Genomic DNA, 25,427 nt, shown 5'->3' with positions numbered 1-25,427 from the left:
CTCGGGCGGATCCAGGTCCGACGTCAGAACACGCATGTCTTCGGCGGACACGAGCGCCTCGCCGCCGCCCTTCTCCACCGGCGGCAGAGCCCCGCCGGTCACGATCGTGCCACCCGCCGAGAACTAGCTGTGGCTGGAAGCTCCACGACGAACCGCTCACATTCGCCCCCGGGCGGTACTGGGTGGGCGACGGCTGGGGAACCGGCCCGCTCAGCAGGTGGAGGTGGTGCTCAAGCCCTCTCAGCGGCGGCACCGAGCGACCATGCCGGACGGGGCGTCCTGGAGTGAGCTCCAGGACGCCCCGCTCATAGCGCTACAGGCGGGTCGTCGCCGACCGGCGCCGGAGCACCAAGCCGACCGTCAGGAGCACCGCCGCGATCAGGGCCGCACCGGCGACCCCCGCTCCGGTAATCGGCAGGCCGGGACGGTCTGCATCCACCCCGCCGGAGCCCTGGTCCGGGTTGCCGGGGTCGGAGCCATCACCGGGGTCACCCGTCGGGTCCGCCGGGTCCGCCGGGTCCGATGGGTCCGATGGGTCCGATGGGTCAGTCGGGTCAGTCGGGTCAGTGATGTCCGCTGCGAGCAGCTGCGGCGCCGAGGAGACGCTCTGGCCGTACCCGTCCACGACGCGGCCGTACCACAGCATGTCCTTGGAACTGCTCTCGAACGAGACTTCGACCGCCTCACTCGGAGCCACGTCGGCTGTGGTGATCTGAGTTGACGGCTCGGTGACGGCCCATCCGGCGGAGGCTAGCGTGGTGCTGCGGATCAGGTCGACCGCCACGACGAACTCCTCGTCCGTGGCGTCGTAGCGAGCATCGCTGCCGCGGAACGCGGGCTCGTCGTAGGCCCAGGCCTCGAACGTGTCCAGTGTCGGCGAGTAGGCGTTGACCGCCATCAGCCCCGCGTCCAGATCGAGCTGGAGGAGCCGCTGGAAGCCCGTGTCCCGGTCCAGAAGGTCGTCGCGGGTGACGGTCGGATCGTCCACCCTGGTGGAGCGGTAGCCCTGGTAGTCGGCCAGCATCTCGATCACCGTGCGCCCTGACTCACCGACGTTGCTCACCGCCACGGTGTCCTGGCCCACGACCGTCGCATCTGTCTGCTCACCCGTCGCCGGGTCGGCGTACATGGTGGAAACCCCGTGGTAATGCCCCCCGAGCACCAGGAAGATGTTCTCGTTCGGCGCCAGGACCTGCTCCCACACGTCCGCACCGGTCGCGGTGTAGCGGCGGTCGATATCGTCGCGCTCGCCGGAGGTGTGCAGGTAGGAGTGCACGGCGAGGACCACGTTGTGCGCCGGGTGAGCCTGCGCCTGTTCGGACGCCCAGGCGAGCTGCTCGTCGGAGGGGCGGTAGGGCAGGCTGATGGCGAGGAAGTCGACGCCGTCGGCGGAGAAGTAATCGGTGTGCGCGGAGTTGTCCCCGGGTGCCCACGCCTGCCCATACCACGGCTGGTCTTGGTACATCTCGACCGGGAAGTACTCGTTGTACCGGTCGTTGTTGTGACCCCACATGTTGTCGTGGTTGCCGGGCAGCACGCCGTTGGGGACCTGCGCGTCGTTCAGCAGGCTCATGATGTCCTGCGCAGCCTGGAACTCCCGGTCGGCGCGTTCGGGGGAATGGTTGCCATTCATCCAGTTCTCGATGATGTCACCGGTGAGGGTGTTGTAACCGATCTTGCGGCCGTCGGCGTTGGCCACCACCCAGCTGGTCATCTGGCGGAAGACGTCCTGGAAACCCTCGGCGAGAAACTGGGTATCGGTCATGTGGTTGATGGCCAGGTCATAGTTGCCGGGATCGACGAACGCCTGGTCGTGCACACCCACCTCCTCGTGCAGCCCGCCGGACGTTCGTGGCCCGTCGATGACCATCACGTCGGCGACGGCCTCACCCTCACGGGCGGAGACCTGCGCCATCAGGGCGATATCGCCATCCGCCGACGGCACGGCGGCATCGATCTGCTCCCAGGCGCTACCGGTCCAGTGCAGCAACTGCAGCTCGTTGCGCGGCGAGGCGGTACCGGTCCAGACGAACTCCACGGGCTCGTCGGTGGTGATCTCGAAGCGCTGGAACGGGTAGCCCTCGACCGATCCGGCCACCTGGCCGGCCGCCTCGACGACGTTCTCCCCTGGCAGTGCGAGCGAACCGGGGACTGCCTCGGCGCTCACACCCTCGCGAACCACGACGTCCGAGTCGAGTACCACCGCCGAGCGTGCCTCGAACTCGAGACCGGTGGCGTTCTGGTGCTCGGTGGTCAGGCTGAAGGTGCGCTCGTCCACGGCGGCGACCTGCGGAGTGCCGGGCATCCGGGTGGTCTCGACCGTCACCGGGTCAAGCTCGCCGGGCAGTGGGACCGTCGGGTCGACGTACTCGGCGTCAGCGAGCACGCCAGGGGTACGCTCGGCAGTCACCACGAAGTCCCGCTCGTTGTCGCCGGTGAACTGGGCTCGGGTGTAGCTCTCACCCTCGTCGAACTTCGTCCAGTTGCGAGCCTCCTCGCCGAGCGGACAGGGAGTGTAGGCATTCACGTTGACGTCGTAGCTGGCGAAGGCATCGACGAGTTGTCCGTCGGCATCGGTGATGTAGATCCCGTAACCGTCGCCCCCGTTCAGGCCGGTGGCGTAGGTCCCGTCCGCGAGCGCCAGCAAGGTGTCCGGCGCCGCGGCGGGCACACCAAGGTAGGTCTGCCCGGGAGCGACGGTGACGTCGCCCAGGTCGGCGATCTGGACAGAACTGCCGGTTCCAGGCTGGCCCGTCCCGTAGCACCGGTAGGCCGACCATCCCGCCAGGTTCACCGGCTCATCGCCGTAGTTGCCGAGCTCGAAGAACTCGTCGTCGCCACCGGCCGGCCCTGCCCCGACGACCTCGCTGATCCGCATGGACTGGAAGCCGGTGAACTCCGGAGCCGGGGCGTAGTCAGCGGCCGGGTCGTGCGAACCGGGCGTGCGGGTAGGGGTGACGACGAAGTCGTCGACGTTGTTGCCGGTGTCTTGCACCCGCTGATACGACGTCGAGTCGAAGTGGTTGAGCTTCTCGCGAATCGGCTCACCGCTGGTGCACGGGCTGTTGCGGTTGTCATAGACGCCCACGCTGTCGACGATCTCGTCGCCACCCGTGAGGAGCATGACGCCGAAGTCGAGCCAGTGCATCGACGTGCCGTAGGTGACGTCGGCCTCGGCCGCGTACGCCCCGCCGGAGCGTGCCGCGAGGTAGCTCTCCCCCGGGTCCAGTACTGAACCGGTCGGCAGCGCACCGACTTGCAGGTATTGCGTCCCGTTCCCGCCACAACGGAAGAGCTGGTAGCCGCTCATGTCGACCGCGGCCTGCCCATAGTTCGTGATCTCGATGTACTGGTCCGCGCTGCCGCCGACCGAGCCGTTGGTGAACTCCGAGAACCGCAGGCCGTTGTCCACCCGTGCGACGTCGTGGGCGGGGACGTTCGCAGCCCCCACCGTCCGGGGAGCGATCACCCAATCAGCCTCGATGTCGCCCGTGTTGGCGACCCGCTGGTGAGACTCGTCCAAACGGTGCTGGAGACCGCGCTGGAGCCACTGGCCCTGGTTGTCGCAGTCGGTGGCGACATCCTCGTGGTAGAACCCGATCGCGTCACGCCGCTGTCCGTCGGCGTCCTCGATGAAGGCACCGAACCCGAAGGAGTGCAGGCTGGTGCCGTAGTACGCGTCCGCAGGGTATCCCGAGCCCTGACGCGCTGCGGTGTACTGCTCGCCCGGCTGCAGCACCGTGTCGGCGTCGACCACCGCCTGGGGTCCGTACCCGCCTCCGGTCTGTCCGCACCTGAAGATCCGCCACCCGGAGATGTCCACCGGAGCAGCTCCGTAGTTGGTGATCTCGATGAAGTTCTTCGCGGAGTCGCGGTTCGACTGCGACGACGCTCCAGCACCACCGTTGGCCACTTCGCTGATCAGCACGTCGGAGCCCGGTTCGATGTCGAACCGCGTGGGTACAGGACCGGCCGCGGCGGCGAGCGCCGGGGCCATCACAAGCGCCGTGAGCGCTGATGTGGCGAGCGCTGCTCGGAGGAATCTCCCAGGTGGGCGGAGCATGGTATCCCTTCGTCACTCAGTCCGACGCGGTGTCGGCATCCGAGCATCCTCACGGGCACAGGCAAACGCCAGGGAGCGAGTAGGGAGCGAGCGGGTGACGTCCTGGTGAGCACGAGGTCAACACATCGATCCCGATCGCGCTCGGCTGCGCGACCCTCTGACACCTCCCGGGTCAGTGGGGCGCGTCAAGCGCGGAGGTCGGTGGCGCCGCGAGCGCAGCCACAGCCTCGATCGCCGCCTCGGCCACACGTTCGGCGCACCCGGGCGCGAACGGAGCCGGCATGCCGTAGTAGCGGTGGGCATCGAGGACCTCGTAGCCGCCGTAGGCGTACTCGTGTGACGGCGGCAGGTAGCCTGGGACGTCGTCGGCGTACCCGACCACGAGCACTGGCCGCCCCACGGCCTCTGTGACGGTTTGCTCGATCTCCTCAGCCGTCTGCAGGAACGGCTCACCCGGGAGGAACACCACGGTCACCCCCAGGTCGACGGCGGTGACATGCCCCTCCCAGGGTGCCGGATCGTCGGGGATACTGGTTCCGGCCCAGTCGATCCACGCCTGCAGCACCCGGACCAGACCGGCGTCGGCCGTGCGCTGGCGGGAGCGCCAGTTGCGCACCTGTCCCTCCCGCTCACCGTGGTCAGGGCGGGCGAACGGAACTCGCACCGATCTGCGCACGCACCGGACGCCGTCGGTGGTCAGCGGTTGCTCCACGGCCGCCAACGCCAGGGAGGCCAGGTGGCGGCCGATCCGGTCGGCCTCAGCGGGCGTGCGGACCCCCGGACCGGATTCGGCGTAGGAGGCCTCGGCCGGGTCCCCGGTGTTGACGTCGCCGGCCGCGCCGGTGAGGAAGAGGCACACGCTGCCCGGATGCGCCTGCTCGACCGCGTCCCGCAGCGCTCCGGGGTAGTCGGCAGCGATGAGCCGGTTCGAGGCATCCAGCACCACGGGATGGCACGGGTAGCTCACCACATCGGCGACCACCCGGTCGTGAGCCCGGAAGGTCAGGCGGGTCACGGGTGGGTCGATCGCGCGGTCGGCGTGGCGCCGGTTGCGTGCCACCCCGGCCCCGTGAGCACGGGCCACGACCACCTCACACGGCGTCCGCGAGGAGACGGCCTCCCGGACCGTCTCGGCCGCCGCGGTCACGAGCGCCTCGTGCACAGCGGCATCATGACTGCCGACCCGGTCGAACGCGACGCACGGGCCGGCATGGGTGTGGGTGGCGGTCACGACGCAAGCGCGCATGCCTGCCACCCTCGTTCGTACCGCTGCCTCGATCGCCGCGGTGGTGCGCGGGTGCACAGCACACACGTCCAGCGAGAGCACGGCCACGTCACCCGCGACCAGGGCGCGCACGGACGTCGGCTGCAGCACCCCGGTGCTCGGTCCGGCCCGCCCTGCATAGCCTGACATCGCCGTCCCGGCGGGGACGTCCACGTGGCTCCGGGCTGCACCCACGGCCATCGTCATCAATGTGCCACCAGCTCCCAGTGTCTCCCACCTGTCGGAACCCGCGGCGGGCGCGGGTGAGGTGAGGATACGCTGCCGCGCATGCCGACGACGTCACGAGCACCACTGTTGCTCGCACCCGACACCCCCCGCCTGCTCAAGGCCGGAGCACGAGGCTTCGTGCTGATGCTCGCCGGCGGCGGCTACGCGCACCGTTCCGACCACGAGGGCCCAGGGACCGCGACGTGGCTGACCGAGCAGGGCATCGCCGCCGGCCACCTTGACTACCCGGTGGCCCCGGCCCGCTACCCGGAGGCTCTGGAGCAGACCCTCCTCGCCCTGGCCGACCTGCGCGCAGGAGTGCACGGAGAGGTTGCCGGACCCCTCGTGCTCGCGGGGTCCTCTGCCGGCGGGCATCTGGCCGGCACGGCCGCCACCGCGACGGTGAACGAGCTCGCGACCTTGGCCGCGCAGGAGAGCATACCGGCCACTGGGCTGGCTCGCCCCGACCTCGTGACGCTGTCCTACCCGGTTTTCTCGCTGGTCAACCGAGCCCACGTGGGATCGCGACGCAACCTGCTGGGCGAGGATCACGCGGAAGAGCTGGCGTTCGCACTCAGCATCGAGAACCGGGTGGATGCCAGCACTCCCCCAGCCTTCGTGTGGCACACCGCCGACGATGCATCCGTCCCGGTGGAGAACACACTGGCGGCCATCTCCGCCTGGCGTGCGGCGCGGGTCGAGGTCGAAGGACATGTCTATCCCAGCGGCAAGCACGGGGTCGGCCTCGCGCTGGGCGAGTCCGGGGCCGTGGCCGACTGGCCCGGGCACTGGTTGGCGTGGCTGCTGCGACATGGGGTGCGTCCAGCGACCTGAGGCCCTCCTGGTTCGTCTGGCAGCTGAACCCAGTCCTCGGCACCCTGACACCTCGACACCCTGACGCCTCGGCCCTCGAGGTTCCGGGTCGGATCGGGGTGGTCCCCGATGTACCGGTACCCCGGCGACGGGTTGGCTGGAGACATGGACGCCTTTCTCGCCGGACTCGCCGATCAGTTCGGCCCGCTGCTGCTGCTGATGGGCGGGGTGTTCGCATTCGTCGAGTCCGCCCTCGGCGTCGGGCTCGCCTTCCCCGGGGAGACGGCAGTGCTCACCCTGGGCGCGGCGACGACCACACCGGCCGACGTGGCCTGGGCGCTGGGCGTGGTGGCCGTCGGGGCAAGTCTGGGCGACCATGTCGGCTACCTGATCGGCCGTCGGCTCGGCCCGGGGCTACGGGAGAGCTCCCTGGTGCGCCGAGTGGGCGTGCACCGCTGGGACGCTGGGGCGCGGATGATCGGTCGCCACGGCCTGTGGGCGGTGGCGGGGTCCCGGTTGTTGCCGGGGGTGCGCACCGTGGTCCCTGCGGTCGCGGGCGCAGCAGGCCTGGGCTACCGCGGCTTCGTCACCGGCTCGGCACTCGGAGCAGCGAGTTGGTCCACGCTCTGGGTGGGAGCCGGCGCATCCGCCCGCACCGCGTTGCCGGAGATGGCACGCACCTTGGGCACCGCTGGATGGATCGCAGTGACTGTGGTGGCACTGGCGGCCGTGGTGGTCACGATCGTGTTCCGGCGCAGGCGCAGGAGCGCTACCGTCACGCGCCTGTGACCGACGAATGATCCGGGCTCGGATCCCGCAGCCAGGCCAGCACCGCCAGCACCCGGCGGTGGTCGTCCGTGGAGGGTGGGAGGGCGAGCTTGTCAAAGATCGAGGAGACGTGCTTTTCCACGGCTTTCGCAGTGACCACCAGCGCGCGCGCAATGGCCGTGTTGGTCCGCCCTTCGGCCATCAGCGCGAGGACGTCCCGCTCTCGTGGTGAGAGCCGATGCACTCCGATCGCTCGGCGAGAGGCGAAGAGTTGTGCGACCACCGTCGGATCGAGCACCGTGCCACCGGCGGCCACCCGCTGGAGCGCATCGGTCAGCTCCGCGAGATCGGCGACGCGGTCCTTGAGCAGGTACCCCACACCGCCACCGGTCGCCAGCAGATCGTCGGCGTAGGACTCCTCCACGTATTGGGACAGGACCAGCACCGCGCTCCCCGGATTCTCAGCGCGGACGACAAGGGCGGCGCGCAGGCCCTCATCGGTGAACGAAGGAGGCATGCGGACGTCGAGGATCGCCACATCCGGCTGGAGCTCGCGGACGGCCTGCACGAGTTGATCACCGTCTCCGACCGCGGCGACGACTTCGCAGCCGGCCTCTCGCAGCAACCGGACCAGCCCTTCCCGCAGCAGCACCGAATCCTCGGCCAGGGCGACACGCATCCTGTGATCGTAGTCCGCGCCCGGTCCATGGAGGCATGGAGGCATGGAGGCATGGAGGCATGGAGGACGGGCACAGGCCCCGGGTGGCCGAGTGCCTGCAATCACCCGGTCATAGGGTGGCTACCACCTGGGTGCCGCCATCCTCAGGACTGATCACCTGCAAGGTCCCATCGATCCCAGCGAGCCGGTCAGTGAGCCCAGCCAGCCCGTGCCCCTTGCCCACGTGAGCACCGCCCACACCGTCGTCGCTGACGCGCACGACGAGCGTGTCGTCGTCGGTGAGGGAAACGGACACGCGGACGAGCCCGGCACCGGAATGTTTGGCGGCGTTCGCGAGCGCCTCGGTCACGACGAAGTAGGCGGCTGACTCCCGGGCGGCCGCGAGCCGCTGGTCCGCGGTGAGAGACACATCCAACTCCACGGGAATAGGTGAGCGGCCCGCAACGGCCGCGATCGCAGCTCGTAGCCCACGGTCGGCGAGCACCGGCGGTGCGATCCCGCGGGAAAGGGCTCGCAACTCCTCCAGACTGGACTGAACCTGTTCGATCGCCTCACCGATCAGGGTGCCCGCGGCGTCGGCGTCATCCTGTGCGAGGCGCCGTTGGGCCGCCCGCAGGTCCATACTCATCCGTACCAACCGCTGCTGCGGTCCGTCATGGATGTCTCGCTCGATCCGTCGCAGGGTGTCCGCCTCGGCATCCACGGCGGCTGCACGAGACTGGGTGAGGGACTCGACCTGCTCACGCAGCGCCGTCGTGGAGGTTCCACCGAGGGTGATCCGGGCCAGGCCCCGGTGTACGGCCACCAGGCCGCGGACCACCCAGGGCGCGCTGACGAGCAGCAGCGCACCCAGCACCGTGGTCAGCGCGATGTCGGCCGCACGGCCGGGGTATCCGAGCAGGTCGGCCAGGCCGCCGTCGTTCTCGGGCAGGAAGCGCTCCCAGACGATGTAGAGCACCGCCCCAGCACCGGCAACCCACCAGACCACCGCGATCACGAAAGTCGCGATCGAGACCGGGAAGCGCAGCAGACCGTACAGCAGGTCCAACCAGCTTTGACCATGGGCGAGCCGCGCCAGGATGCGGCGCACCCCCCGTTCGGATGTGCGGTACGGGCGCGTGCGGGGTACTGGGTAGCCGATCGCGGCGAGCCGGCGCCGGTCGAGGTTCCCCAGACCATGACTCGCCGCCAGCGTCACGGCCAGGACGGGCAGTCCGAGGAGTGTCACCAACAGCCCGGAGCCGACAGAGACTCCGGCCACGAAGACCACGAACCCGGCGATCGCGAGCGGCAGACTCAGCAGCAGGTAACCGGTCTCACGGGATGCGCGCCCCAGCAACGTGACCCACGCGCCGCCGCCGGGTCCGGTTCTCCGGGCCCCACCCTCGGCGGGCTCCTCGACGGCGGTCATGCGCTCAGCCTGCCCGTCTCGGCCTGTGAAGGCCAAGTCACCCGGGAGCCAAGCAGGATCACGCCGACCACCACGGCCATCGTTGCCACGACCGGCCAGGCGGAGTCGGGCCGGAACCCGTACACGGTCAGTCCGAGCAGACCGAGCGACACCAGCAGTGAGGCACCGGCGACCTGCGCGGGAGCGATTGGGGCGGCGGGCAACCGGGTTCGCTCTACCCGTCCCGCCAGCCGCACCAGGAGGGTCAACGCCACGGTCAGCGCGGCCAGCCACATCGGAAGCTGGCCAAACCACGGCAGGCTACCGGGCTGCGGCGTGCCCTGCCCGAGACCGAGCACCGCTGCCCCGGCCACGATCACCAACGCGGGGGTGTGCCAGAGGTAGATCGTCATCGACGCACCACAGACCCGGTCCAGCGCCCGGGACACAGCGGGCTGGGACGCCCAGCGCATGATCGGCGCCCGCGCCCACAGGACGAGCCCCAGCTGCCCAGCTGCCAGGGCGAGCAGGACCGCCGTTGGAGGGTTCATTGCGGAGATCGCCTCACCAGGCATCCCGATCATGGACGCCGGGTACGGACCCCATGCCACGGCGAGAGCGACGCCGGCGAAGCCTGCGACTGCCATCGCGAGGGCCCACCGCCCGCTCACCCGAGCGAGCCGCCCGGCCGTGTAGTGCACCCCGACCTGGTACACCGCCGCCCAGACGAGGATCACGTTGAGATAGCCGAGAGCCGTGATGTCGGTGCCGAACCGGAGCATGTCCACCAGCACCGCGCCCAGCGCCAGCGCGGCAACCTCGCGGCCGCGCCAGCGGCCGGCGAGACGGACCATCACCGGGCTGATGACGGTGAGGAGTACGTAGATCACCAGGAACCACAACAGTGCGCCCACCAACCGGGCGCCGGTGATCACCGGCTCGGCCGGCACACCAAGGGTGAGCAGCACCTGCGGGACAGGTAGCCACACCGCGGCGAGGGCGAGCACCGGGACCGCGAGCCGGCGAACCCGGCCGGCCACCCAGTCGGTGTCACGCCCGACGCCCCGGGCGTGGCGTCTCCGCAGACTGATCGCAGTCGCGGCTCCGCCGGTGAAGAAGATCAGTGGCATCACCTGACTGATCCAGGTGATCGTCCAGCCATGCTCGGTGGCGAGGGCATTGCCTGTGGACAGATGTCCGTCCTGGTAAGCGATCACGGGCATCAGCCAGTGCTGGAGCACGACGAGCGAGATCGCGAAGACTCGGAGTATGTCGACGAAGCCGTCGCGTGGGGTGGAGCGTTCCGAGGGCCCGGGCGGCCTCGCCGCAGTCAAGGGTGTGGTCATGCCCTCCAGCCTGCTGGCCCCGGATCCGCAGCACACGGGTGCCTCCCGGTCTCTTGCAGGTAGGGGTAGCCCCACTGTGGATGGGCGTAGGTTGGACCACATGCAGGCAGTCGTCGCGAATCAGCCGGGTGGACCCGAGGCCCTCGCCGTGCAGGAGGTCGCGGCGCCGCGACCCGGCCCCGGTCAGGTCCTCGTACGCACCGAGGCCGTCGGGGTGAACTTCATCGACACGTACCACCGGTCGGGGGTGTACCCGGTGGACTTCCCGCTCACTCCCGGTGGCGAGGGCGCCGGGGTGGTGAGTGCAGTGGGCGACGGTGTCGACTTCCCGATCGTCGGAGACCGGGTGGCATGGGCCGCGAGCGCCACCGGGAGCTATGCCCAGCAGGTGCTCCTCGACGCAGCTCAGGCGCTGCCCGTCCCGGAGGGCGTCAGTGCGCAGCTCGCTGCCGCAACACCCCTGCAGGGCATGACCGCGCACATGCTCGTCGACGGTGTCTCTCACCTCGAGTCCGGCCAGACCATTCTGGTGCACGCCGGCGCCGGCGGTGTGGGACTGCTGCTGACCCAGTTGGCCGTGGCGCGGGGCGCCCGGGTGATCACCACCGTCTCCACCGACGAGAAGGACACCCTCTCCCGGTCGGCAGGGGCCTCGGACGTCATTCGCTATGACCAGCTGGACGACCTCACAGCCGAACTGCCGGCCCTGGTCCGCGACCTCACCCAGGGTGAGGGCGTGCACGTCGCCTACGACGGCGTGGGCAAGGACACGTTCGACGCCTCCCTGGCGAGCGTGCGCCGTCGGGGACTGCTCGTGCTGTTCGGAGGTGCCAGCGGACAGGTGCCACCGTTCGATCTGCAGCGCCTCAACCGGGCCGGCTCGCTGTTCGTGACCAGGCCGACGCTGTTCCACTACATCGCAGATGCGGACGAGCGGGCCTGGCGTGCGCGGGAGATCTTCGCAGCCGTCGCCGACGGCTCACTGGACGTCCGGATCGGAGCGCGGTTCCCACTCGCCGACGCGGCTCGCGCCCATGCTGCCCTGGAGGGGCGCCAGACCACGGGGAAGGTGCTACTGCTCCCGTGATGCGTGCGTGAATGACAGGCTCGGCACCGGGCTGACGTGGTCGCTCGGCCTCCTCGTGCTGTGCGCCTTCGGCACCTGGTACTACGGCTACGGCGTGCTCATCGAGCCGATCGCCCAGGAGACCGGCTGGAGCCAGACCACGCTCACGAGTGCCTACGGGGTGGCCCTCCTGCTCGTGGGCATCGGCTCGGTGCTGGCTGGCCGCGCCATGGACAGGGCCGGCCCCCGGCCGGTCTTCGTGGTGGCGATTCTCGGCACCTGCGCTGGAACGGCAGGAGCGGCGACGGCGCAGCATCCGCTGGTCTTCATCGTCGCGGCCGTGGTGGCTCAGGCGTGCGTCGGGGCGGTGGGGTACTACGCGATCGCGCACGCGATCATCTCGCGGGTAGCCCCGGGGAGCCGGACGCGAGCGATCACGCGCAATACTCTCTTCGGGGCGATGGCGAGCCCGATCTTCCTGCCGGTGATGGCGTGGGCGGTCACGGCGTGGGGCTGGCGGGCAAGCATGGCCGGGGCTGGTGCGCTCGTCGCGCTGGTGATGGCCTGGGTGGCGGTACTGACGGGTCGGGTGGCGCCGACGGACGGGGCGTCGGGCACGTTGCTGGGCAGCCTGGCGTTCGCCATCCGCGACCGGAGCCTCCGTCGTCTTCTCACATTGGGTGTCGTCGGCGGGGCGATGATGTCGGTCCTGCTGCTGTTCCAGGTGCCCGCGATGGTCGACGCCGGGCTCACCCTGGCGCTGGCGTCGGCCTTGGCCGGTGCCCGCGGCGCCTTCCAGCTGGTCGGGCGACTGCCGCTGCCGTGGGTGCTGGACCGGGTACGCCACCGCACTGTGGTGCGAGTGTGCCTGCTGCTGTTCGGGCTCCCGGCACTGCTGCTCCCGGTCGCAGGCTGGGTGCCGGCCGCTGTGGCATTCGTGGTGCTGGCCGGCATCGGTGTGGGCGCCTACTCGACGATGGAGAGCGTCTACACGGTGGAGTTCACCGATGCCCGCTCGGTGGGCCTGATCCTCGGAGCCTTCGCCCTGGCACGCGGAGTCGGCTCCGCCATCGGGCCGACACTCGCAGGCTGGACCGTCGATATCACCGGCACCCGCACCCCGGTGCTCGTGGCATTGGCGGCACTGGCGATCGTGGCGATCGTACTGGTCCCCCAGCCCGCCCACTCCGACGACCGGTCCCCGCCCTCTTGACACATACCCATATGGGAATATGATCGGGGCTATGGCACGTGCAGCGACGACCTCGGACGTCTTCAACGCGATCGCCGAACCGCAGCGCCGGGAGATCTTGACCCTGCTGCGCAGCGGTGAACGGCCGGTGACCGCACTGGCCGAGGAGCTGGGGATGACTCAGCCCGGGGCGTCCAAGCACCTACGGGTGCTTCGGGAGGTTGGGCTCGTGCAGGACCGCAAAGCCGGTAAACAACGGCTCTATGGTCTCGATGCCCGCGGATTGCGACCGGTCCACGAGTGGACCGGCGGGTTCGAGCAGTTCTGGAACGAGAGCTTCGATCGCCTGGACGCGTACGTACAAGACCTGAAACAGCAGAGGCAGGAGTAGCAGATGAGCAGGACAGAACGAACAGCGCCGACTCCGCCGGCAGCCGACCGCGAGATCGTGATCGACCGGGTGATCGACGCCCCGCCAGAGCTAGTGTTCGAGGCGTTCACCGCGGTGCGGCACCTCTCCCGGTGGTGGGGCCCCGAAGGGTTCACCACCACCACACGGGCGTTCGAGTTCCGCGTCGGCGGCGAGTGGGACTTCGTGATGCACGGACCGGACGGAACCGATTACGCCGAGTGGATCACCTGGATCGAGATCACCCCACCGGAGCGCATCGCGCTGCGCCACGGTGAGTCCAGCGACGACCCGAACAGCTTCGAGACCATCCTGACGTTCACACCGAACGCCACGGCGACCCGGATCGAGATGCGCACCGTGTTCCCCAGCAAGGAACAGCGCGACGAGGCGGCGGAGAAGTATCACGCGATCGAAGCAGGAGGCCAGACGCTGAGCAACCTGGCCGGCTACGTCGCCGAGATGGTTCTGAACGAGCAGGCGAACTGATGGCCCAGAAGGTGTTCTTCAGCGTGTCGATGTCGCTCGACGGCTATATCGCACCCGAATCCCCCGAAGACCTCATGGGCAGGCAGTGGATGGAACTGCAGCGATGGGTCTTCCGGCAGCGGCACTTCCGCGAGAACCTCAAGCTCGGCAGCGGTGGCGAGGAGGGGCGTGAGAACGACATTCTGCGAGAGACGTCCGAACGGACCGGCGCGAGCGTGATGGGCAAGCGAATGTTCGATGCCGGCGAGCACGCGTGGCCCGAGGAGGCACCGTTCCACGTGCCGGTCTTCGTGGTGACGCACGAGAGGCGCGACCCGTGGGAACGGCCAGGTGGGACGACCTTTCACTTCGTCAACGACGGCATCGAGACCGCGCTCGACCAGGCCCGTGCTGCCGCCGGCGAGCGCGACGTCCGCATCGCGGGTGGTGGCGCCACGATCCTGCAGCATCTCAACGCCGGCCTGATCGACGAGTTCTCGATCGCACTCGCACCGGTACTGTTCGGTGCCGGAATCCGCCTCTTCGAGGGCATTGACGCGGGCCGCATTGCCCTGGAGCAGGTACGCACGGACCCCGCTCCGACGGTGACACACCTGACCTACGCCGTCCGGGAGCGCTAACGGCTCGACCACCGCAGTTGGAGTTCACCGACCATCGGATCATGGACACGTCGTCGGTGTGCCACCGGCTGCGTGTCCATCGTGCCGCACCATCCGTCCTCAGATGGCCGCCCTGCCCGCCTGCCGCATGGCAAGCGGGCAGGTGCGTTCAGGAGCGCAGCTCGGCACCGTACCGCTGGCCCGCAAGCGCCACGACGGCGTCCCTCACCTTCACCGAGTCCTCCGCCGTGAGCGTGCGGTCGGCTGCGCGCAACCGGAGTGAGAACGCCAGGGAGACCCGTCCCTCACCGAGAGACTCGCCACGGTAGGAGTCGAACAGCCGCACCTCCTCGGCCAGCTCACCGGCGCCTTCGCGGACAGTTGCGAGCAGATCGGCAGCGGCGACGTCGTCGGAGACCACCAGGGCGATGTCCTCCTTGGCGGCCGGGAACGTGGAGATGGCCCGGAACTGGGTCGGCTCGGTCGGTGCCGCATCAAGGAGGAGACCGAGATCGACTTCCATCGCCACGGTGCGGGCCGGCAGGTCGAGCACCTGGGTCACCTTCGGGGCGAGTTCACCGGCCCAGCCGGCGACAGTACCGTCGGTGAGGGCGAACCGGGCGCAGCGGCCAGGGTGCCAGGGGGCGCGCTCGGCATCCGCGGTCACCGTGAGCGGCACGCGCAGCATCTCGGCCACCCGGTGCACCAGATCGATGGCATCGGCGTGGTCGGCTGCCCGGGCGCTGGTGTGCACCGATGCCGGGACGAGGTTCCCGGTCAGCACCGCGGCCAGGTGCAACGGCTGATCCGGGACGGCGCCGCGCACCGCATCCAGGTCGCTGTCACTGGGCCGCTCCCCGAGCGCAGGCAGCGGGGAACGGGGCAAGTGACCGTCACCGCCACCGGCGGGGTGGGTGACGGACCCGATCTCGTAGACCGCCAGGTCGGTCAGGCCACGCCCGATGTTGCGCACGGCAGCATCCACCAGCGTCTCCAGCACGGAGGTACGCAACAGGGGCTGTGCCTCGCTGAGCGGGTTGGCCAGGCGCACCGACCGCCGTCGGGGATCCCCGGCGGGCAGGCCGAGCTCGTCCCGGCGGCCGGGTGCCACGAACGGGTAGGTGAGCACCTGCACCAGGCCGACATCGGCAAGCAGGTCGGCCACGCGGCGCCTCGAGCGCTGGCGCAGCGTGAGGCCCCGGCCAGCAGGTGCCGACGGCAGGACGGAGGGCACCTGGTCATAGCCCTGGAGACGGATGACCTCCTCGGTCAGGTCCGCGGGAACGCGCAGGTCGGAGCGCCAGCTCGGTGGGGTGACCTTCAGCCTGGGGGCACGGCGCGCCCGGCGGCCCGAGGCCTCCGCCTCACTGGTCTGCTCACCGATCTGTTCACTGTCCTCCGTCACGACCTCGGCACCGAGGCTACGCAACGTCTCGGCCACAGCCTCGGACGTGTAGTCCACCCCCGCAGTGCGTCCGGGGAGGGAGGCGTCCAGGGCAATCGGCCCCGGGGCTGTGGTGCGGTCGAGGTCGGTCACGGCCGCATCCGCCGTGCCACCGGCGAGCTCGATCAAGAGGTCCACGACCCGCTGCGCGGCCACAGCGGGCAGGGCCGGGTCGACGCCGCGCTCGAACCGCTTGGCGGCCTCACTGGGTAGCTTGTGGCGCCGGGCAGTACGGGCGACGGTGATCGGGTCGAAGTGCGCGGCCTCGATCAGCACGTCGGTGGTGGAGGCCGACACCTCTGTGTCCGCACCGCCCATCACGCCGGCCAGACCGAGGATCCGCGAGCCGTTGCCCTCGGGCGAGTCGGTGATCAGCAGGTCGCCGGCGTCCAGGGTGCGGGTGGCATCGTCGAGGGTGGTGAGCTTCTCCCCTGCCTGGGCGCGGCGCACCACGATCGGTGCGGCCAACGTGGCCAGATCATAGGCGTGCAGCGGCTGCCCGAGGTCGAGCATCACGTAGTTGGTGACGTCGACCGTCAGCGAGATCGGTCGCATCCCTGCCTGGCGCAGCCGGGTGGCCATCCAGTCCGGGGTCGGGGCTGCAGGGTCGATCCCGCGCACGATCCGCGCGACGAACCGGTCGCAGCCGGGCGTCCCGTGGATGGGTGCCTCGTCAGAGACCTCGACGGCGAAACCGTCCACGGTGGCCTCCGGCGGCCGGGACGCGGAGCCGGCAGGCGCCACCAGGCCGGGATCGGTGAACGACGCACCCGTGGAGTGGGCGTACTCGCGTGCCACCCCGCGCATGGAGAAGCAGTAGCCCCGGTCCGGGGTGACGTTGATCTCCAGCACCTCCTCGGCGAGGCCGAGCAGGGTAAGGGCGTCAGCGCCGGGGGCGGGCGGATCGTCCAGGACGATGATGCCGTCATGGTCCTCCCCCAGGCCGAGTTCCTTGGCCGAGCAGATCATGCCGTCGGAGATGTGCCCGTAGGTCTTGCGAGAGGCGATGGCGAAGTCGCCGGGAAGCACGGCACCGGAGAGTGCCACGACCACGCTGTCCCCGGCGCCGAAGTTGTGGGCGCCGCAGACGATGCCGCGGGGATGGTAGGCCAGACCGGTCGCAGCCTCGTCGGCGCCCTCGGGCGCGGTATCCGGGGCGTGTTCGGCGCCCACGTCGACCAGGCACCAATTGATGGTCTTGCCGTTCTTCTGCTCCTCGGGTACGACCGCGAGCACGCGGCCGACCACGAGCGGTCCGGTCACGCCGGAGGTGTGGATCGTCTCCTCCTCCAAGCCCACCCGGACCAGGTCGGCGGCGAGCTGCTCGGCGGTGGTGCCGGCGGGGACGTCGACGTGCTCGCGCAGCCACGGCAGCGGGATGAGCGGCATCAGCGGGCCCCCTCTCGGGAGAAGCGGATATCGCCTTCGATGATGTCGTGCATGTCCTCGATCCCGTGCCGGAGCATCAGTGTGCGTTCGATCCCCATCCCGAAGGCGAAGCCGGAGTAGACCTCGGGATCCACCCCGCAGGCGCGCAGCACGTTCGGGTTGACCATGCCGCAGCCACCCCACTCGATCCATCCCGGGCCGCCCTTCTTCGCCGGGAACCACAGGTCCATCTCGGCGCTGGGCTCGGTGAACGGGAAGAACGACGGGCGCAGCCGGGTCTTCGCCTCAGGGCCGAACATGGCGCGAGCGAAGTGGTCCAGCACACCGGTCAAGTTCGCCATCGTCAGGCCCTTGTCCACGGCCAGGCCCTCCACCTGGTGGAAGACGGGGGTGTGTGTGGCGTCCAGCTCGTCGGTGCGGAACACCTTGCCCGGGCAGGCGATGTAGACGGGCAGGTCCCGCTCGAGCAACGTGCGCGCCTGCACCGGGGAGGTGTGCGTGCGCAGCACGAGGTGCTCCGCCGAGCCCGGGTCGAGCACGCCGTCGAGCGTGGACCCGTCTGAGGGGGCGACGAAGAACGTGTCCTGCATCTGCCGTGCCGGGTGATCGGGGCCGAAGTTGAGCGCATCGAAGTTGAACCATTCGTGCTCGAGCTCGGGGCCCTCGGCGATCTCCCATCCCATCCCGACGAAGAAGTCCGCGACCTCGTCCATGACCACATCGAGTGGGTGCCGGGCGCCGCGCGAGATCCGCTGCGGAGGCACGGTCACATCGACCGCCTCGGTGCGCAGCACCTGGGCGTCGCGCTCGGCCTCGAGCTCCACCTGGCGCGCGGCAATGGCCTTGTTCAGACGCCCGCGGCTCTGGCCGACGAGCTTGCCTGCCGTTGCCTTGTCCGCCGGAGCGAGGCTGCCGATCTCACGGTTGGCCAGGGCGAGCGGGCTCTTGTCGCCGGTGTGGGCGATACGAGCAGCCTTGAGCTCGTCCAGATCGCTCGCGGCGGCGAGGGCGGCGAGGGCGGCTTCGAGTGCTGCGCCGACGCCGTCGGGATCGAGCGGGGAGGGAACTTCAGGGGTGGACATGCCAACCTTTCACCGACGTGTGGGACCACAGTGGAGTCTAGAGGGCACACAGGGAAGCCTGAGTGCCCGTGCTGCCCGTCCCGGGGCGCATCGGCGCGGTCGAAAGGACCGGTAGCGCGCGTCAGCCCGAGACGGGCTGGATAAATCGGCGCGAAGGCATGGGAGGAGTCTGCCACACCGTCGCCCGCCCGAGGTGAACCACGGACCCGACCTGAACCACGGACCCGCGACGATCGTGAGACGCTGGGCCCCTCATCGCCCTCGGGAGGAGATCATGGTGTTGTGCGGCAAGAACGACGCTCCCGCCACGACCCAGTGATGACGAGCCGATGACGACACGCACGGTGGTCTGCTGTGGGTTGACCACCCTCGACATCACCCAGGTGGTGACGAGCCCGCCCACCGCGAACGAGAAGATCGTCGCCAGCGACGTCCGCGTGGCCGTGGGCGGCCCGGCAGCGAATGCTGCGCTCACCGCTGCCGCCCTGGGATCGCATACCGTCCTCGTCACCGCGCTCGGGACCGGCCCGCTGGCCGACCTCGCCCGATCCGAGCTCACCGGGTGCGGTGTCCAGGTACTCGACATCGGCACCATCGACGCCCTGCCGGTCTCCACCGTGCTCGTGACCGCCTCGACCGGCGAACGGGCCGTGGTGTCCACAAATTACTCAGTGGCACGGCCGTTGCCGGCCTCGGCCGAGCTGGAACAGATTCCCGACGGCGCCGGGTGCGTCCTCGTTGACGGTCACCTCCCGGAAGCGTCCCTCGCCCTGTGCGCAGCCGCCCGAGCACGCCTCGTACCCACCGTGATGGACGGTGGCTCCTACAAGCCGGCCGCGGTGGACCTGCTCGCCGAGCTTGATGCGGTCCTGCTCTCGGAGCACTTCACGTGGCCGGGAGCCAGTGATGCGATCGCTGCCGTCGCCGCCCACGGTCCAGAGCTCGTCGGGCAGAGCTCGGGCGCCGGACCCATCCGGGTGCTCGGACCGCGTGGATGTGGCGAGGTTCTGGTGCCCGCGGTGCCCACCGTGGAGGTGGTCGACACGCTCGGCGCCGGTGATGTGCTGCACGGGGCTTGGGCCCACGCGATCGCGACCGGCGGTGACGTCACCGGGACCGACGTGTTGCGCAGCGCTGCCGAGGTGGCCAGCCTCTCGGTGCGCTATCCAGGTGCCCTGGGGTGGGCGCGCGAGAAGCAGAGCCTGCCTCGGGTGACTGGACGGCTTGGGTGAGCGACGCCGTCAGGACATGCGGTAGTCGTACCGGCTCGGGACGGGTTCACCGGGGAACGCAGCCGACCACAGGTCGCTGAGTTCACGTTCGCCCTCGCGCAGATCGGCGACCTCGATCCCCGCCAGCAGCAGCTCCCGCGCCAACGAGACTCCGGCTGCGGTTCCGGTGGACCAGGCCGCCCGGGCGCGCAGCAACCGCACCCGGCCCAGCCGCTGCACCGGCTCACTCGCCCGCGCGGCGATCGTCAGCGCCTCCTGCGGCAATCTGGCACGTAGAGCCTCGGTCATCGCCTCCATCACGAGGGTGCGTTCTGCCTCCGAACCGGCCACCCCGGGTGCGGTGAGGGCGCGCTGAAGCTCTGCGAGGGCCTCGGCAGGCTCTCCGCGTTCGGCGGCCAGCTGTGCCAGTCCGCGTCGGGCCCACGCGCTCTCGTGCTGAGCCAGGGAGTTGCGGTAGTGGCGCTCGGCGTCGTCGAGATCGCCCGCGGCGTGGGTCAGAACGCCGAGGTGGTAGTCGCGAGCCCACCCCGGTTCGTGGCCGGCCAGGAGCGCGAGCCATCGTTCTCCCGCGGCGTAGGAGGCGGGTGGGACTGCCGGGTCGGCCGCGGCCAGCATGCTGCCGGCCTGATCGGGATCGGCCACCAGGGCCCACCACAGGTCGGTGGCGACATCGCCGGCTGGGTGTGCTCCCTCGCTCGCGGCGGGTGCGCCGCCCCTGCCCGCGGGTGCTCTGTTCGCCAGGTCCGGGAAGGGCGTCCCGGCCGAGACCGCCGCTCGGTCCTCTCCGGCGAGCAGCGCCTCGATCGCTCCCCACGGCGAACCGGTGGCGAGGATCTCCACCGGTGACTCGTCGGCGAGGGCACGGGCTCGGCTGAGCGTGCCGTCAGGGTCGAGCAGCAGCCCGCGTGCCGCCCGGCCGCCGATCTCGAGAGCAGTCGGCCAATCACCGCCGTGCGCGATCTGTGGGTCGAGCGCGGCGTCACCGTAGACCTCGAGCCAGTCCCACGCCTGCCCGGCCGGCAGCATCGTGTGCTCGAACTGGGTGGGCAGGAGGCCCGCTTGGATCTCCAGGTACTGCCCGCGGGCGGGGCTGAGCCAGTCCTGCCAGTGCGCCCCACCGGTGGAGGTGCCCCAGCAGAACATCTTCCGGCCACGAAGCCGGCCGGTGGATGCCTGCATCAAGCCGTGGCCATCGCCGGCGACCGCCGCGATCCAGGGATCAGTCTCGTCAGGGATGTCGTAGAAGTAGTCAGCGGCGTGGCTCGAACGCGTGGGGTAGGAGACGTCGAGGTCACCACGGACCGGAACCGGGACCCGGCGGACCGGGCCGTCCGTCGCCGTGGAGAACGCGGTGGTGGCGGGGGCCAGCACCCGGACGTCATCGGCCTCTGGCACGGCGGCGTTCGACCACCAGTACATCGGAGCGGCTATCGCGGTGGGGTTCTGGATCCGGACATACACGTGCAGGGCGCGAGCTCCGACAGGGATCCAGGCATCCACCTGGAAGATGGTGCCGCGCAGGCGGTCCAGCTCCCACATCCGCAGCAGCGGGGCACCGTCACCGGTTCTCAGACGAGCAGCATGCAGCGGCGCCATCGTGTGCGCTGCGTGCCCCTTGGTGCCGATATTCCATTCGACCCCTCCGGCAAACCAGGCATTGCGCAGCGCCAGATTCGCCGGCTGCAGCACGCGGTTGGCATAGAGCAGGTCCCGCTCGTCCGGGAGGGAGACCAACGACCAGAGCCGGCCGCCGAGCGCGGGTATGAAGGTGGCACGCAGATGCTCGTTCTCCAGCACGACCGTCGCGAGGGAGAGGTCGGTCCGGTCGCGCCCATAACTGTCCTGCTGCAGGTAGGGGTGCATGGAACGTGGCCACCCCTGACGGGACCGTTCGTGAAGGTCCGGCGGGAGGTCGTCGGCGAGTGTGAAGCCGGACTCGATCACCGTGCCGGGCTGCGGCAGTGGCGCCTCGCCCGGGAGCACGCCGGGAAGACTGATTCGATCCTGGGACAGCCGGGAGGGTTCGCTCACACCAGCAGGGTAGGTCAGGCCGACGCCGGTCGGGTAGGCGGTGCCGGCTGGTGGGTGGTGCCGGTCGGGCAGGCCGAGTGACGAGACGCTCGCGCGGCGAGGTCGACGGTCCAACTACGCTGGGCACATGGCAACCGAACCTGCCCCGATTTCCTTTGCCCGTGGCGCTCCCTCGCTCGACATCATCGACGTCGAGGGTCTACGCGCTGCCGCCGATCGTGCCTTCACGAACGACCCGGCCGGCTCCTTCGCGTACGGCACGTCGGTCGGCTACAAGCCGCTGCGCGCCTGGATCGCGGAGCGGCATGGCGTCGCCGAGGATCAGGTCCTCGTCACGAACGGTTCCATGCAGGCCGACGCGTTCCTGTTCGAGACGCTCGTCTCTACCGGTGACACCGTGGTGGTGGAGCGCCCCTCCTACGACCGCACGCTGCTCTCCCTCAAGGGCCGCGGAGCCGACCTGCGCGCCGTCCCGCTCGAAGAGGACGGCGTGGACGTGACCGCGCTGACCGAACTCGTGCGTGCCAACCCGGTCGCGCTGGCGCACCTGATCCCGAACTTCCAGAACCCGGCCGGCTACTCCCTCAGCGGTGACAAGCGGCGCGCACTGGTGGAGCTCGCCCGCGAGCAGGGCTTCACGATCTTCGAAGACGACCCGTACGTCGAGCTCCGGTTCTCCGGTGAGCCGCAGCCGACCATGCTCTCGCTCGCCACCGGTGGCGAGGTCGTGTACGCCTCCTCGTTCTCCAAGACGGTGTGCCCGGGGATCCGGGTGGGTTACCTCGTGGGCCAGGCCGACATCATTGCCCAGATCGCCAAGCTCGCCACCGGCACCTACATCTCGCCGAACATGGTGGCCCAGTCCATCGTGAACGAGTTCGCGCGCGGTGGATCCTTCGACACCTCGATCGAGACGGTGAAGACCGCGTTGGCCGAGCGCTCCCAGCGCCTGTGCGCGGGCCTGCGCGAGCACGTCCCGGACGCTCAGTTCGTCGAGCCGGAGGGCGGCTACTTCCTCTGGGTGAACCTCCCCGAGGGCGTGGACGGGGATGCACTCTTCGACGCTGCTGCCGCCCGTGGCGTGCAGATCGTCAAGGGCAGCGACTTCCTCCTCGACGACTCCAAGAACGCGATCCGGCTCGCCTACTCCGGCGTGACCCCGGACGAGATCGACGAGGGCGTCAAGCGCCTCGGTGAGGCCTACCGCTCGCTCTGACCCAGTCGTTTACGACGGCGGCCGCTCACCTCGCCTCGGTGGGCGGCCGCCGTCGTTGCGTGGCACCTATGTCACGGCACGGGCACTGGCTAGGGTCGAACCATGGCAAGCAGTGCGCAGATGCTGACCGTCCCCTCCCCCGACGGCGACCGCGACGTTCGCATCTCCAGTCCCGATCGCGAGATCTGGCCCGGGATCACCAAGTGGGACCTCGCCTCGTACGTGGCCGCGGTGGGCGAACCGATGCTGCGCGCCCTCGGCGATCGCCCGGTCACCCTGCAGCGGTTCCCGCAGGGGGTGGGCGGTGAGGAGTTCTTCTCCAAGAACCCGCCGCGTGGTGTGCCGGACTACACCCGCACCGTGATGTGCACCTATCCGTCGGGCCGCAAGCACCCCCAACTGGTGGTGGACGAGATCGCCACGGCCGTGTGGGCGGTGCAGATGAACACCATCACGTTCCACCCGTGGCCGGTGCGCACGGCCAACACGGACAACCCGGACGAGCTACGTATCGACCTTGACCCCCAGCCTGGACGGACCTTCGCTGACATCGTCACGGCAGCGCAGGCGCTCGGCGACCTGTTGCGCGAGATCGGCATCACCCCGTGGGTGAAGACCTCCGGCAGTCGCGGATTGCACGTGTACGCCCGGATCGCCCCCGAACACGAGTTCCTCGACGTGCGCCACGGCGTGATCGCCATCGCGCGCGAGCTGGAGCGCCGGCTCCCGGAACTGGTGACCACCGCCTGGTGGAAGGAAGAGCGCGGCGAGAAGATCTTCGTCGACTTCAACCAAGCGAACCGCGACCGCACGATCGCTTCCGCCTACTCCCCCCGCCCACTGGAGGGCGCGCCGGTCTCGATGCCGGTGCGCTGGGAGGACCTGGAGAGCATCGCCATCGAGGACTTCACGGTGCGCACGGTACCCGGGCTGCTGGACGACCAGGGCGACGCCTGGGCGGGACTGGACGACGCCGTCGGGGATCTTGGCCCGGCCCTGCGGATGTGGGAGCAGGACGTCGCCAGCGGGTTGGGCGAGATGCCGTTCCCTCCGGAGTATCCGAAGATGCCGGGCGAGCCGCCACGAGTGCAGCCGAGCAAGAAGGTCGCCGAGCACTGGGACGAGCGCGGGAACAGGGTCGAGGAGTAGCCGCCCCTACCGGGTGAGCACGTCTCCCAGGTCGTAGGCCACAGCCCGGTCCACTTGATCCAGCGTGCAGGACGTGGATTCCCGGTCCGGGCGCCACCGTAGGAAGGTCACGGCGTGCCGGAACCGGTGGCCTTCGAGCTGGTCGAATTTGACCTCCACCACCCGCTCCGGTCGCAGACGTACGAAACTGACGTCCTTGCTCGCGCTGAATCGGGAACGGTCCGTCTCTGCCCGCACGGCGTCACCGGCGTCGTCTCGCTCGACGAAGGGTTCGAGTTCGTCCACCAGCTCCAGCCGGCGTGCGTTGGTGAACGCCGCGATGCCACCGACATTGATCAGCTGACCGTCCTCGGTGTAGAGCCCGAGGAGCAGCGAACCCACACCCCGACCGGACTTGTGCACCCGGTATCCGACGACAACAGCCTCAGCGGTGCGGGAGTGCTTGACCTTGATCATGGTCCGCTTGCCGGGTTCGTAGACGGACCGGTTCGGCTTGGCGATCACCCCGTCCAGGCCAGCACCCTCGAACCGTTCGAACCAGTCCTGGGCCACGGCGTCGTCGTCGGTGACGCGGGTCAGGTGGATCGGGGCGTCCTCGGCAAGATCGGCCAGCACGTCTTCCAGCCGGGCACGCCGCTGCGCGAACGTCGTTCCCATCAGGTCCTCGTCGTCGACCGCGAGCAGGTCGAAGGCGACGAACTCCGCCGGGGTCTCGGCCGCGAGCCGCTTCACCCGGGACTCGGCCGGATGAATGCGCTGTGACAGCGCCTCCCAGTCCAGGCGTTGTGAGCCCGGCTCCCCGGAACGCACCACGATCTCCCCGTCGATAGCGCACCGAGGCGGCAGATGCTCACGGATCGCCTCGACCAGTTCCGGAAAGTACCTGGTCAGTGGCTTCGACCCCCGCGAGGCGATCTCGATGTCGCCGCCGTCGCGCAGGAGGATCCCGCGGAACCCGTCCCACTTGGGTTCGTAGGTGTAGCCCCCCTCCACGGCATCGGCGGCGGGTACGGCCTGAGCCGCTTTGGCGAGCATCGGCGTGATGGGCAACTGGATGGGCAACGAGATCGGCACCTGAGTCAGTCTGCCGTGTTCGAGCGCATCGCGCTCGGGTCGTGGCGCTGTCGTCCGTCCAGCCACCGTCTGGCCAGAGAGCCGGGCGGTCAGCTCGTCATCGCCGGCCCTCCGGTGGGCCGAACGAGAGCCGATCGAACAGCAGCACGCTCTCGGCGATCTTCCCTGCGCGGATGGTGAAGCACTCCGCCGCCGGGGCAGTCGTGGTTGTCGCAGTCTGAGGGTAGTAGAACAGCGCGACCCGGTCGCCGTCGGCGAACGTTGCGATGTCGGCGATTCCCACGAGCGAGGGCGCGAATCCGGCGATGAAATCACCGTACGCTTCCTTGCCCGTGAGGTCGGCGCCCGGCGCACGGCAGACGATGTCGTCTGCCACGTACGTCATCGCGCGCTCGACATCGCCACTGGTCCAGGCGCGGTGGTACTCATCCACGATGAGCTCAGCATCGGTGCGGGTCATGAGATCCTCCCTCGTTCGACGTTCGGTTGGTGATGCACAGGTGG

The 25,427-nt window shown here is 69.6% G+C and carries 20 protein-coding genes; 10 read left to right on the top strand and 10 right to left on the bottom strand.

What is annotated here, in order from left to right; genetic code table 11:
• Positions 1–313 precede the first annotated feature (313 nt).
• Both IM660_RS08210 and IM660_RS08205 read right to left on the bottom strand, forming a co-directional pair.
• Positions 314–4,063 (bottom strand): lamin tail domain-containing metallophosphoesterase family protein, encoded by a 3,750-nt coding sequence (locus IM660_RS08210; protein ID WP_193498842.1) that lies wholly within the window; start codon positions 4,061–4,063, stop codon positions 314–316.
• A gap of 172 nt (positions 4,064–4,235) precedes the next feature.
• The gene (locus tag IM660_RS08205; protein ID WP_193498841.1) at positions 4,236–5,528 is read right to left on the bottom strand and encodes a neutral/alkaline non-lysosomal ceramidase N-terminal domain-containing protein; all 1,293 of its coding nucleotides are present in this window, start codon (positions 5,526–5,528) and stop codon (positions 4,236–4,238) included.
• Between the two features lie 87 nt (positions 5,529–5,615).
• On the opposite strand from IM660_RS08205, the gene IM660_RS08200 reads away from it, so the two are divergent.
• Together IM660_RS08200 and IM660_RS08195 are read left to right on the top strand one after the other, a co-directional pair.
• Entirely contained in the window at positions 5,616–6,389 is a 774-nt protein-coding gene (locus IM660_RS08200) for an alpha/beta hydrolase (RefSeq protein ID WP_193498840.1), read from the top strand.
• Between the two features lie 108 nt (positions 6,390–6,497).
• Positions 6,498–7,157, top strand: coding sequence for a DedA family protein (locus IM660_RS08195; protein WP_193498839.1), 660 nt, complete (start codon positions 6,498–6,500; stop codon positions 7,155–7,157).
• On the opposite strand, the gene IM660_RS08190 is transcribed toward IM660_RS08195, so the two are convergent.
• The 3 genes from IM660_RS08190 to IM660_RS08180 form a co-directional block, all read right to left on the bottom strand.
• On the bottom strand, positions 7,144–7,815 hold the full coding sequence (locus IM660_RS08190; RefSeq protein ID WP_193498838.1) for a response regulator transcription factor: 672 nt from the start codon (positions 7,813–7,815) through the stop codon (positions 7,144–7,146). The two genes, IM660_RS08195 and IM660_RS08190, sit on opposite strands and share 14 nt — an antisense overlap.
• 109 nt (positions 7,816–7,924) lie before the next feature.
• Complete coding sequence (locus tag IM660_RS08185) at positions 7,925–9,226, bottom strand: sensor histidine kinase (RefSeq protein ID WP_193498837.1); 1,302 nt, start codon at positions 9,224–9,226, stop codon at positions 7,925–7,927.
• Entirely contained in the window at positions 9,223–10,551 is a 1,329-nt protein-coding gene (locus tag IM660_RS08180) for an acyltransferase family protein (RefSeq protein WP_193498836.1), read from the bottom strand. The genes IM660_RS08185 and IM660_RS08180 overlap by 4 nt, the downstream gene beginning before the upstream one ends.
• A gap of 100 nt (positions 10,552–10,651) precedes the next feature.
• On the opposite strand from IM660_RS08180, the gene IM660_RS08175 reads away from it, so the two are divergent.
• The 5 genes from IM660_RS08175 to IM660_RS08155 are packed head-to-tail and all read left to right on the top strand — an operon-like array spanning position 10,652 to position 14,327.
• The gene (locus IM660_RS08175) at positions 10,652–11,638 is read left to right on the top strand and encodes a quinone oxidoreductase family protein (RefSeq protein ID WP_193498835.1); all 987 of its coding nucleotides are present in this window, start codon (positions 10,652–10,654) and stop codon (positions 11,636–11,638) included.
• A gap of 7 nt (positions 11,639–11,645) precedes the next feature.
• The gene (locus IM660_RS08170) at positions 11,646–12,830 is read left to right on the top strand and encodes an MFS transporter (RefSeq protein ID WP_193498834.1); all 1,185 of its coding nucleotides are present in this window, start codon (positions 11,646–11,648) and stop codon (positions 12,828–12,830) included.
• 31 nt (positions 12,831–12,861) lie between these two features.
• A complete protein-coding gene (locus IM660_RS08165) occupies positions 12,862–13,200 on the top strand; it encodes an ArsR/SmtB family transcription factor (protein WP_193498833.1) in 339 nt (112 codons plus the stop codon).
• Between the two features lie 3 nt (positions 13,201–13,203).
• Positions 13,204–13,707, top strand: a complete 504-nt coding sequence (locus IM660_RS08160) for an SRPBCC family protein (RefSeq protein ID WP_193498832.1) — start codon at positions 13,204–13,206, stop codon at positions 13,705–13,707.
• The gene (locus IM660_RS08155; protein ID WP_193498831.1) at positions 13,707–14,327 is read left to right on the top strand and encodes a dihydrofolate reductase family protein; all 621 of its coding nucleotides are present in this window, start codon (positions 13,707–13,709) and stop codon (positions 14,325–14,327) included. Before IM660_RS08160 ends, IM660_RS08155 begins: the two co-directional genes overlap by 1 nt.
• A gap of 148 nt (positions 14,328–14,475) precedes the next feature.
• Here IM660_RS08155 and pheT read toward each other — a convergent pair whose 3' ends face one another.
• Positions 14,476–17,139: a phenylalanine--tRNA ligase subunit beta gene (pheT, locus tag IM660_RS08150; RefSeq protein WP_193498830.1), complete on the bottom strand. Its 2,664-nt coding sequence runs from the start codon at positions 17,137–17,139 to the stop codon at positions 14,476–14,478.
• Entirely contained in the window at positions 17,139–18,221 is a 1,083-nt protein-coding gene (gene pheS / locus IM660_RS08145; RefSeq protein ID WP_193498829.1) for a phenylalanine--tRNA ligase subunit alpha, read from the bottom strand. Before pheS ends, pheT begins: the two co-directional genes overlap by 1 nt.
• 329 nt (positions 18,222–18,550) lie before the next feature.
• Here pheS and IM660_RS08140 point away from each other — a divergent pair, with 329 nt between their 5' ends.
• Positions 18,551–19,453 carry a PfkB family carbohydrate kinase gene (locus tag IM660_RS08140; protein WP_193498828.1) on the top strand — a complete coding sequence of 301 codons (903 nt, stop codon included), beginning with the start codon at positions 18,551–18,553 and terminating at the stop codon, positions 19,451–19,453.
• A gap of 9 nt (positions 19,454–19,462) precedes the next feature.
• On the opposite strand, the gene IM660_RS08135 is transcribed toward IM660_RS08140, so the two are convergent.
• Positions 19,463–21,484, bottom strand: a complete 2,022-nt coding sequence (locus IM660_RS08135; protein ID WP_193498827.1) for a DUF5107 domain-containing protein — start codon at positions 21,482–21,484, stop codon at positions 19,463–19,465.
• 127 nt (positions 21,485–21,611) lie between these two features.
• Between IM660_RS08135 and IM660_RS08130 the strand changes: the two genes are divergently transcribed.
• The gene (locus IM660_RS08130; protein WP_193498826.1) at positions 21,612–22,700 is read left to right on the top strand and encodes an aminotransferase-like domain-containing protein; all 1,089 of its coding nucleotides are present in this window, start codon (positions 21,612–21,614) and stop codon (positions 22,698–22,700) included.
• 102 nt (positions 22,701–22,802) lie between these two features.
• A complete protein-coding gene (gene ligD / locus IM660_RS08125; RefSeq protein ID WP_193498825.1) occupies positions 22,803–23,849 on the top strand; it encodes a non-homologous end-joining DNA ligase in 1,047 nt (348 codons plus the stop codon).
• A 6-nt stretch (positions 23,850–23,855) separates the two neighbouring features.
• On the opposite strand, the gene IM660_RS08120 is transcribed toward ligD, so the two are convergent.
• Both IM660_RS08120 and IM660_RS08115 read right to left on the bottom strand, forming a co-directional pair.
• On the bottom strand, positions 23,856–24,917 hold the full coding sequence (locus IM660_RS08120; RefSeq protein ID WP_193499299.1) for an ATP-dependent DNA ligase: 1,062 nt from the start codon (positions 24,915–24,917) through the stop codon (positions 23,856–23,858).
• A gap of 103 nt (positions 24,918–25,020) precedes the next feature.
• A complete protein-coding gene (locus IM660_RS08115) occupies positions 25,021–25,383 on the bottom strand; it encodes a nuclear transport factor 2 family protein (RefSeq protein ID WP_193498824.1) in 363 nt (120 codons plus the stop codon).
• Positions 25,384–25,427: the final 44 nt, after the last annotated feature.

The sequence above is a fragment of the Ruania alkalisoli genome (assembly GCF_014960965.1).
GTDB classification, from domain to species: domain Bacteria; phylum Actinomycetota; class Actinomycetes; order Actinomycetales; family Beutenbergiaceae; genus Ruania; species Ruania alkalisoli.
This window is presented reverse-complemented; position numbering and strand designations above follow the sequence as displayed.

Coding starts and splice junctions, on each gene's coding strand:
- IM660_RS08140 (WP_193498828.1), top strand. CDS start 18,551: ATGACGACACGCACGGTGGTCTGCTGTGGGTTGACCACCCTCGACATC.
- IM660_RS08200 (WP_193498840.1), top strand. CDS start 5,616: ATGCCGACGACGTCACGAGCACCACTGTTGCTCGCACCCGACACCCCC.
- pheS (WP_193498829.1), bottom strand. CDS start 18,221: ATGTCCACCCCTGAAGTTCCCTCCCCGCTCGATCCCGACGGCGTCGGC.
- IM660_RS08210 (WP_193498842.1), bottom strand. CDS start 4,063: ATGCTCCGCCCACCTGGGAGATTCCTCCGAGCAGCGCTCGCCACATCA.
- IM660_RS08195 (WP_193498839.1), top strand. CDS start 6,498: ATGTACCGGTACCCCGGCGACGGGTTGGCTGGAGACATGGACGCCTTT.
- pheT (WP_193498830.1), bottom strand. CDS start 17,139: ATGCCGCTCATCCCGCTGCCGTGGCTGCGCGAGCACGTCGACGTCCCC.
- IM660_RS08165 (WP_193498833.1), top strand. CDS start 12,862: ATGGCACGTGCAGCGACGACCTCGGACGTCTTCAACGCGATCGCCGAA.
- IM660_RS08180 (WP_193498836.1), bottom strand. CDS start 10,551: ATGACCACACCCTTGACTGCGGCGAGGCCGCCCGGGCCCTCGGAACGC.
- ligD (WP_193498825.1), top strand. CDS start 22,803: ATGGCAAGCAGTGCGCAGATGCTGACCGTCCCCTCCCCCGACGGCGAC.
- IM660_RS08155 (WP_193498831.1), top strand. CDS start 13,707: ATGGCCCAGAAGGTGTTCTTCAGCGTGTCGATGTCGCTCGACGGCTAT.
- IM660_RS08130 (WP_193498826.1), top strand. CDS start 21,612: ATGGCAACCGAACCTGCCCCGATTTCCTTTGCCCGTGGCGCTCCCTCG.
- IM660_RS08160 (WP_193498832.1), top strand. CDS start 13,204: ATGAGCAGGACAGAACGAACAGCGCCGACTCCGCCGGCAGCCGACCGC.
- IM660_RS08115 (WP_193498824.1), bottom strand. CDS start 25,383: ATGACCCGCACCGATGCTGAGCTCATCGTGGATGAGTACCACCGCGCC.
- IM660_RS08190 (WP_193498838.1), bottom strand. CDS start 7,815: ATGCGTGTCGCCCTGGCCGAGGATTCGGTGCTGCTGCGGGAAGGGCTG.
- IM660_RS08175 (WP_193498835.1), top strand. CDS start 10,652: ATGCAGGCAGTCGTCGCGAATCAGCCGGGTGGACCCGAGGCCCTCGCC.
- IM660_RS08205 (WP_193498841.1), bottom strand. CDS start 5,528: ATGGCCGTGGGTGCAGCCCGGAGCCACGTGGACGTCCCCGCCGGGACG.
- IM660_RS08185 (WP_193498837.1), bottom strand. CDS start 9,226: ATGACCGCCGTCGAGGAGCCCGCCGAGGGTGGGGCCCGGAGAACCGGA.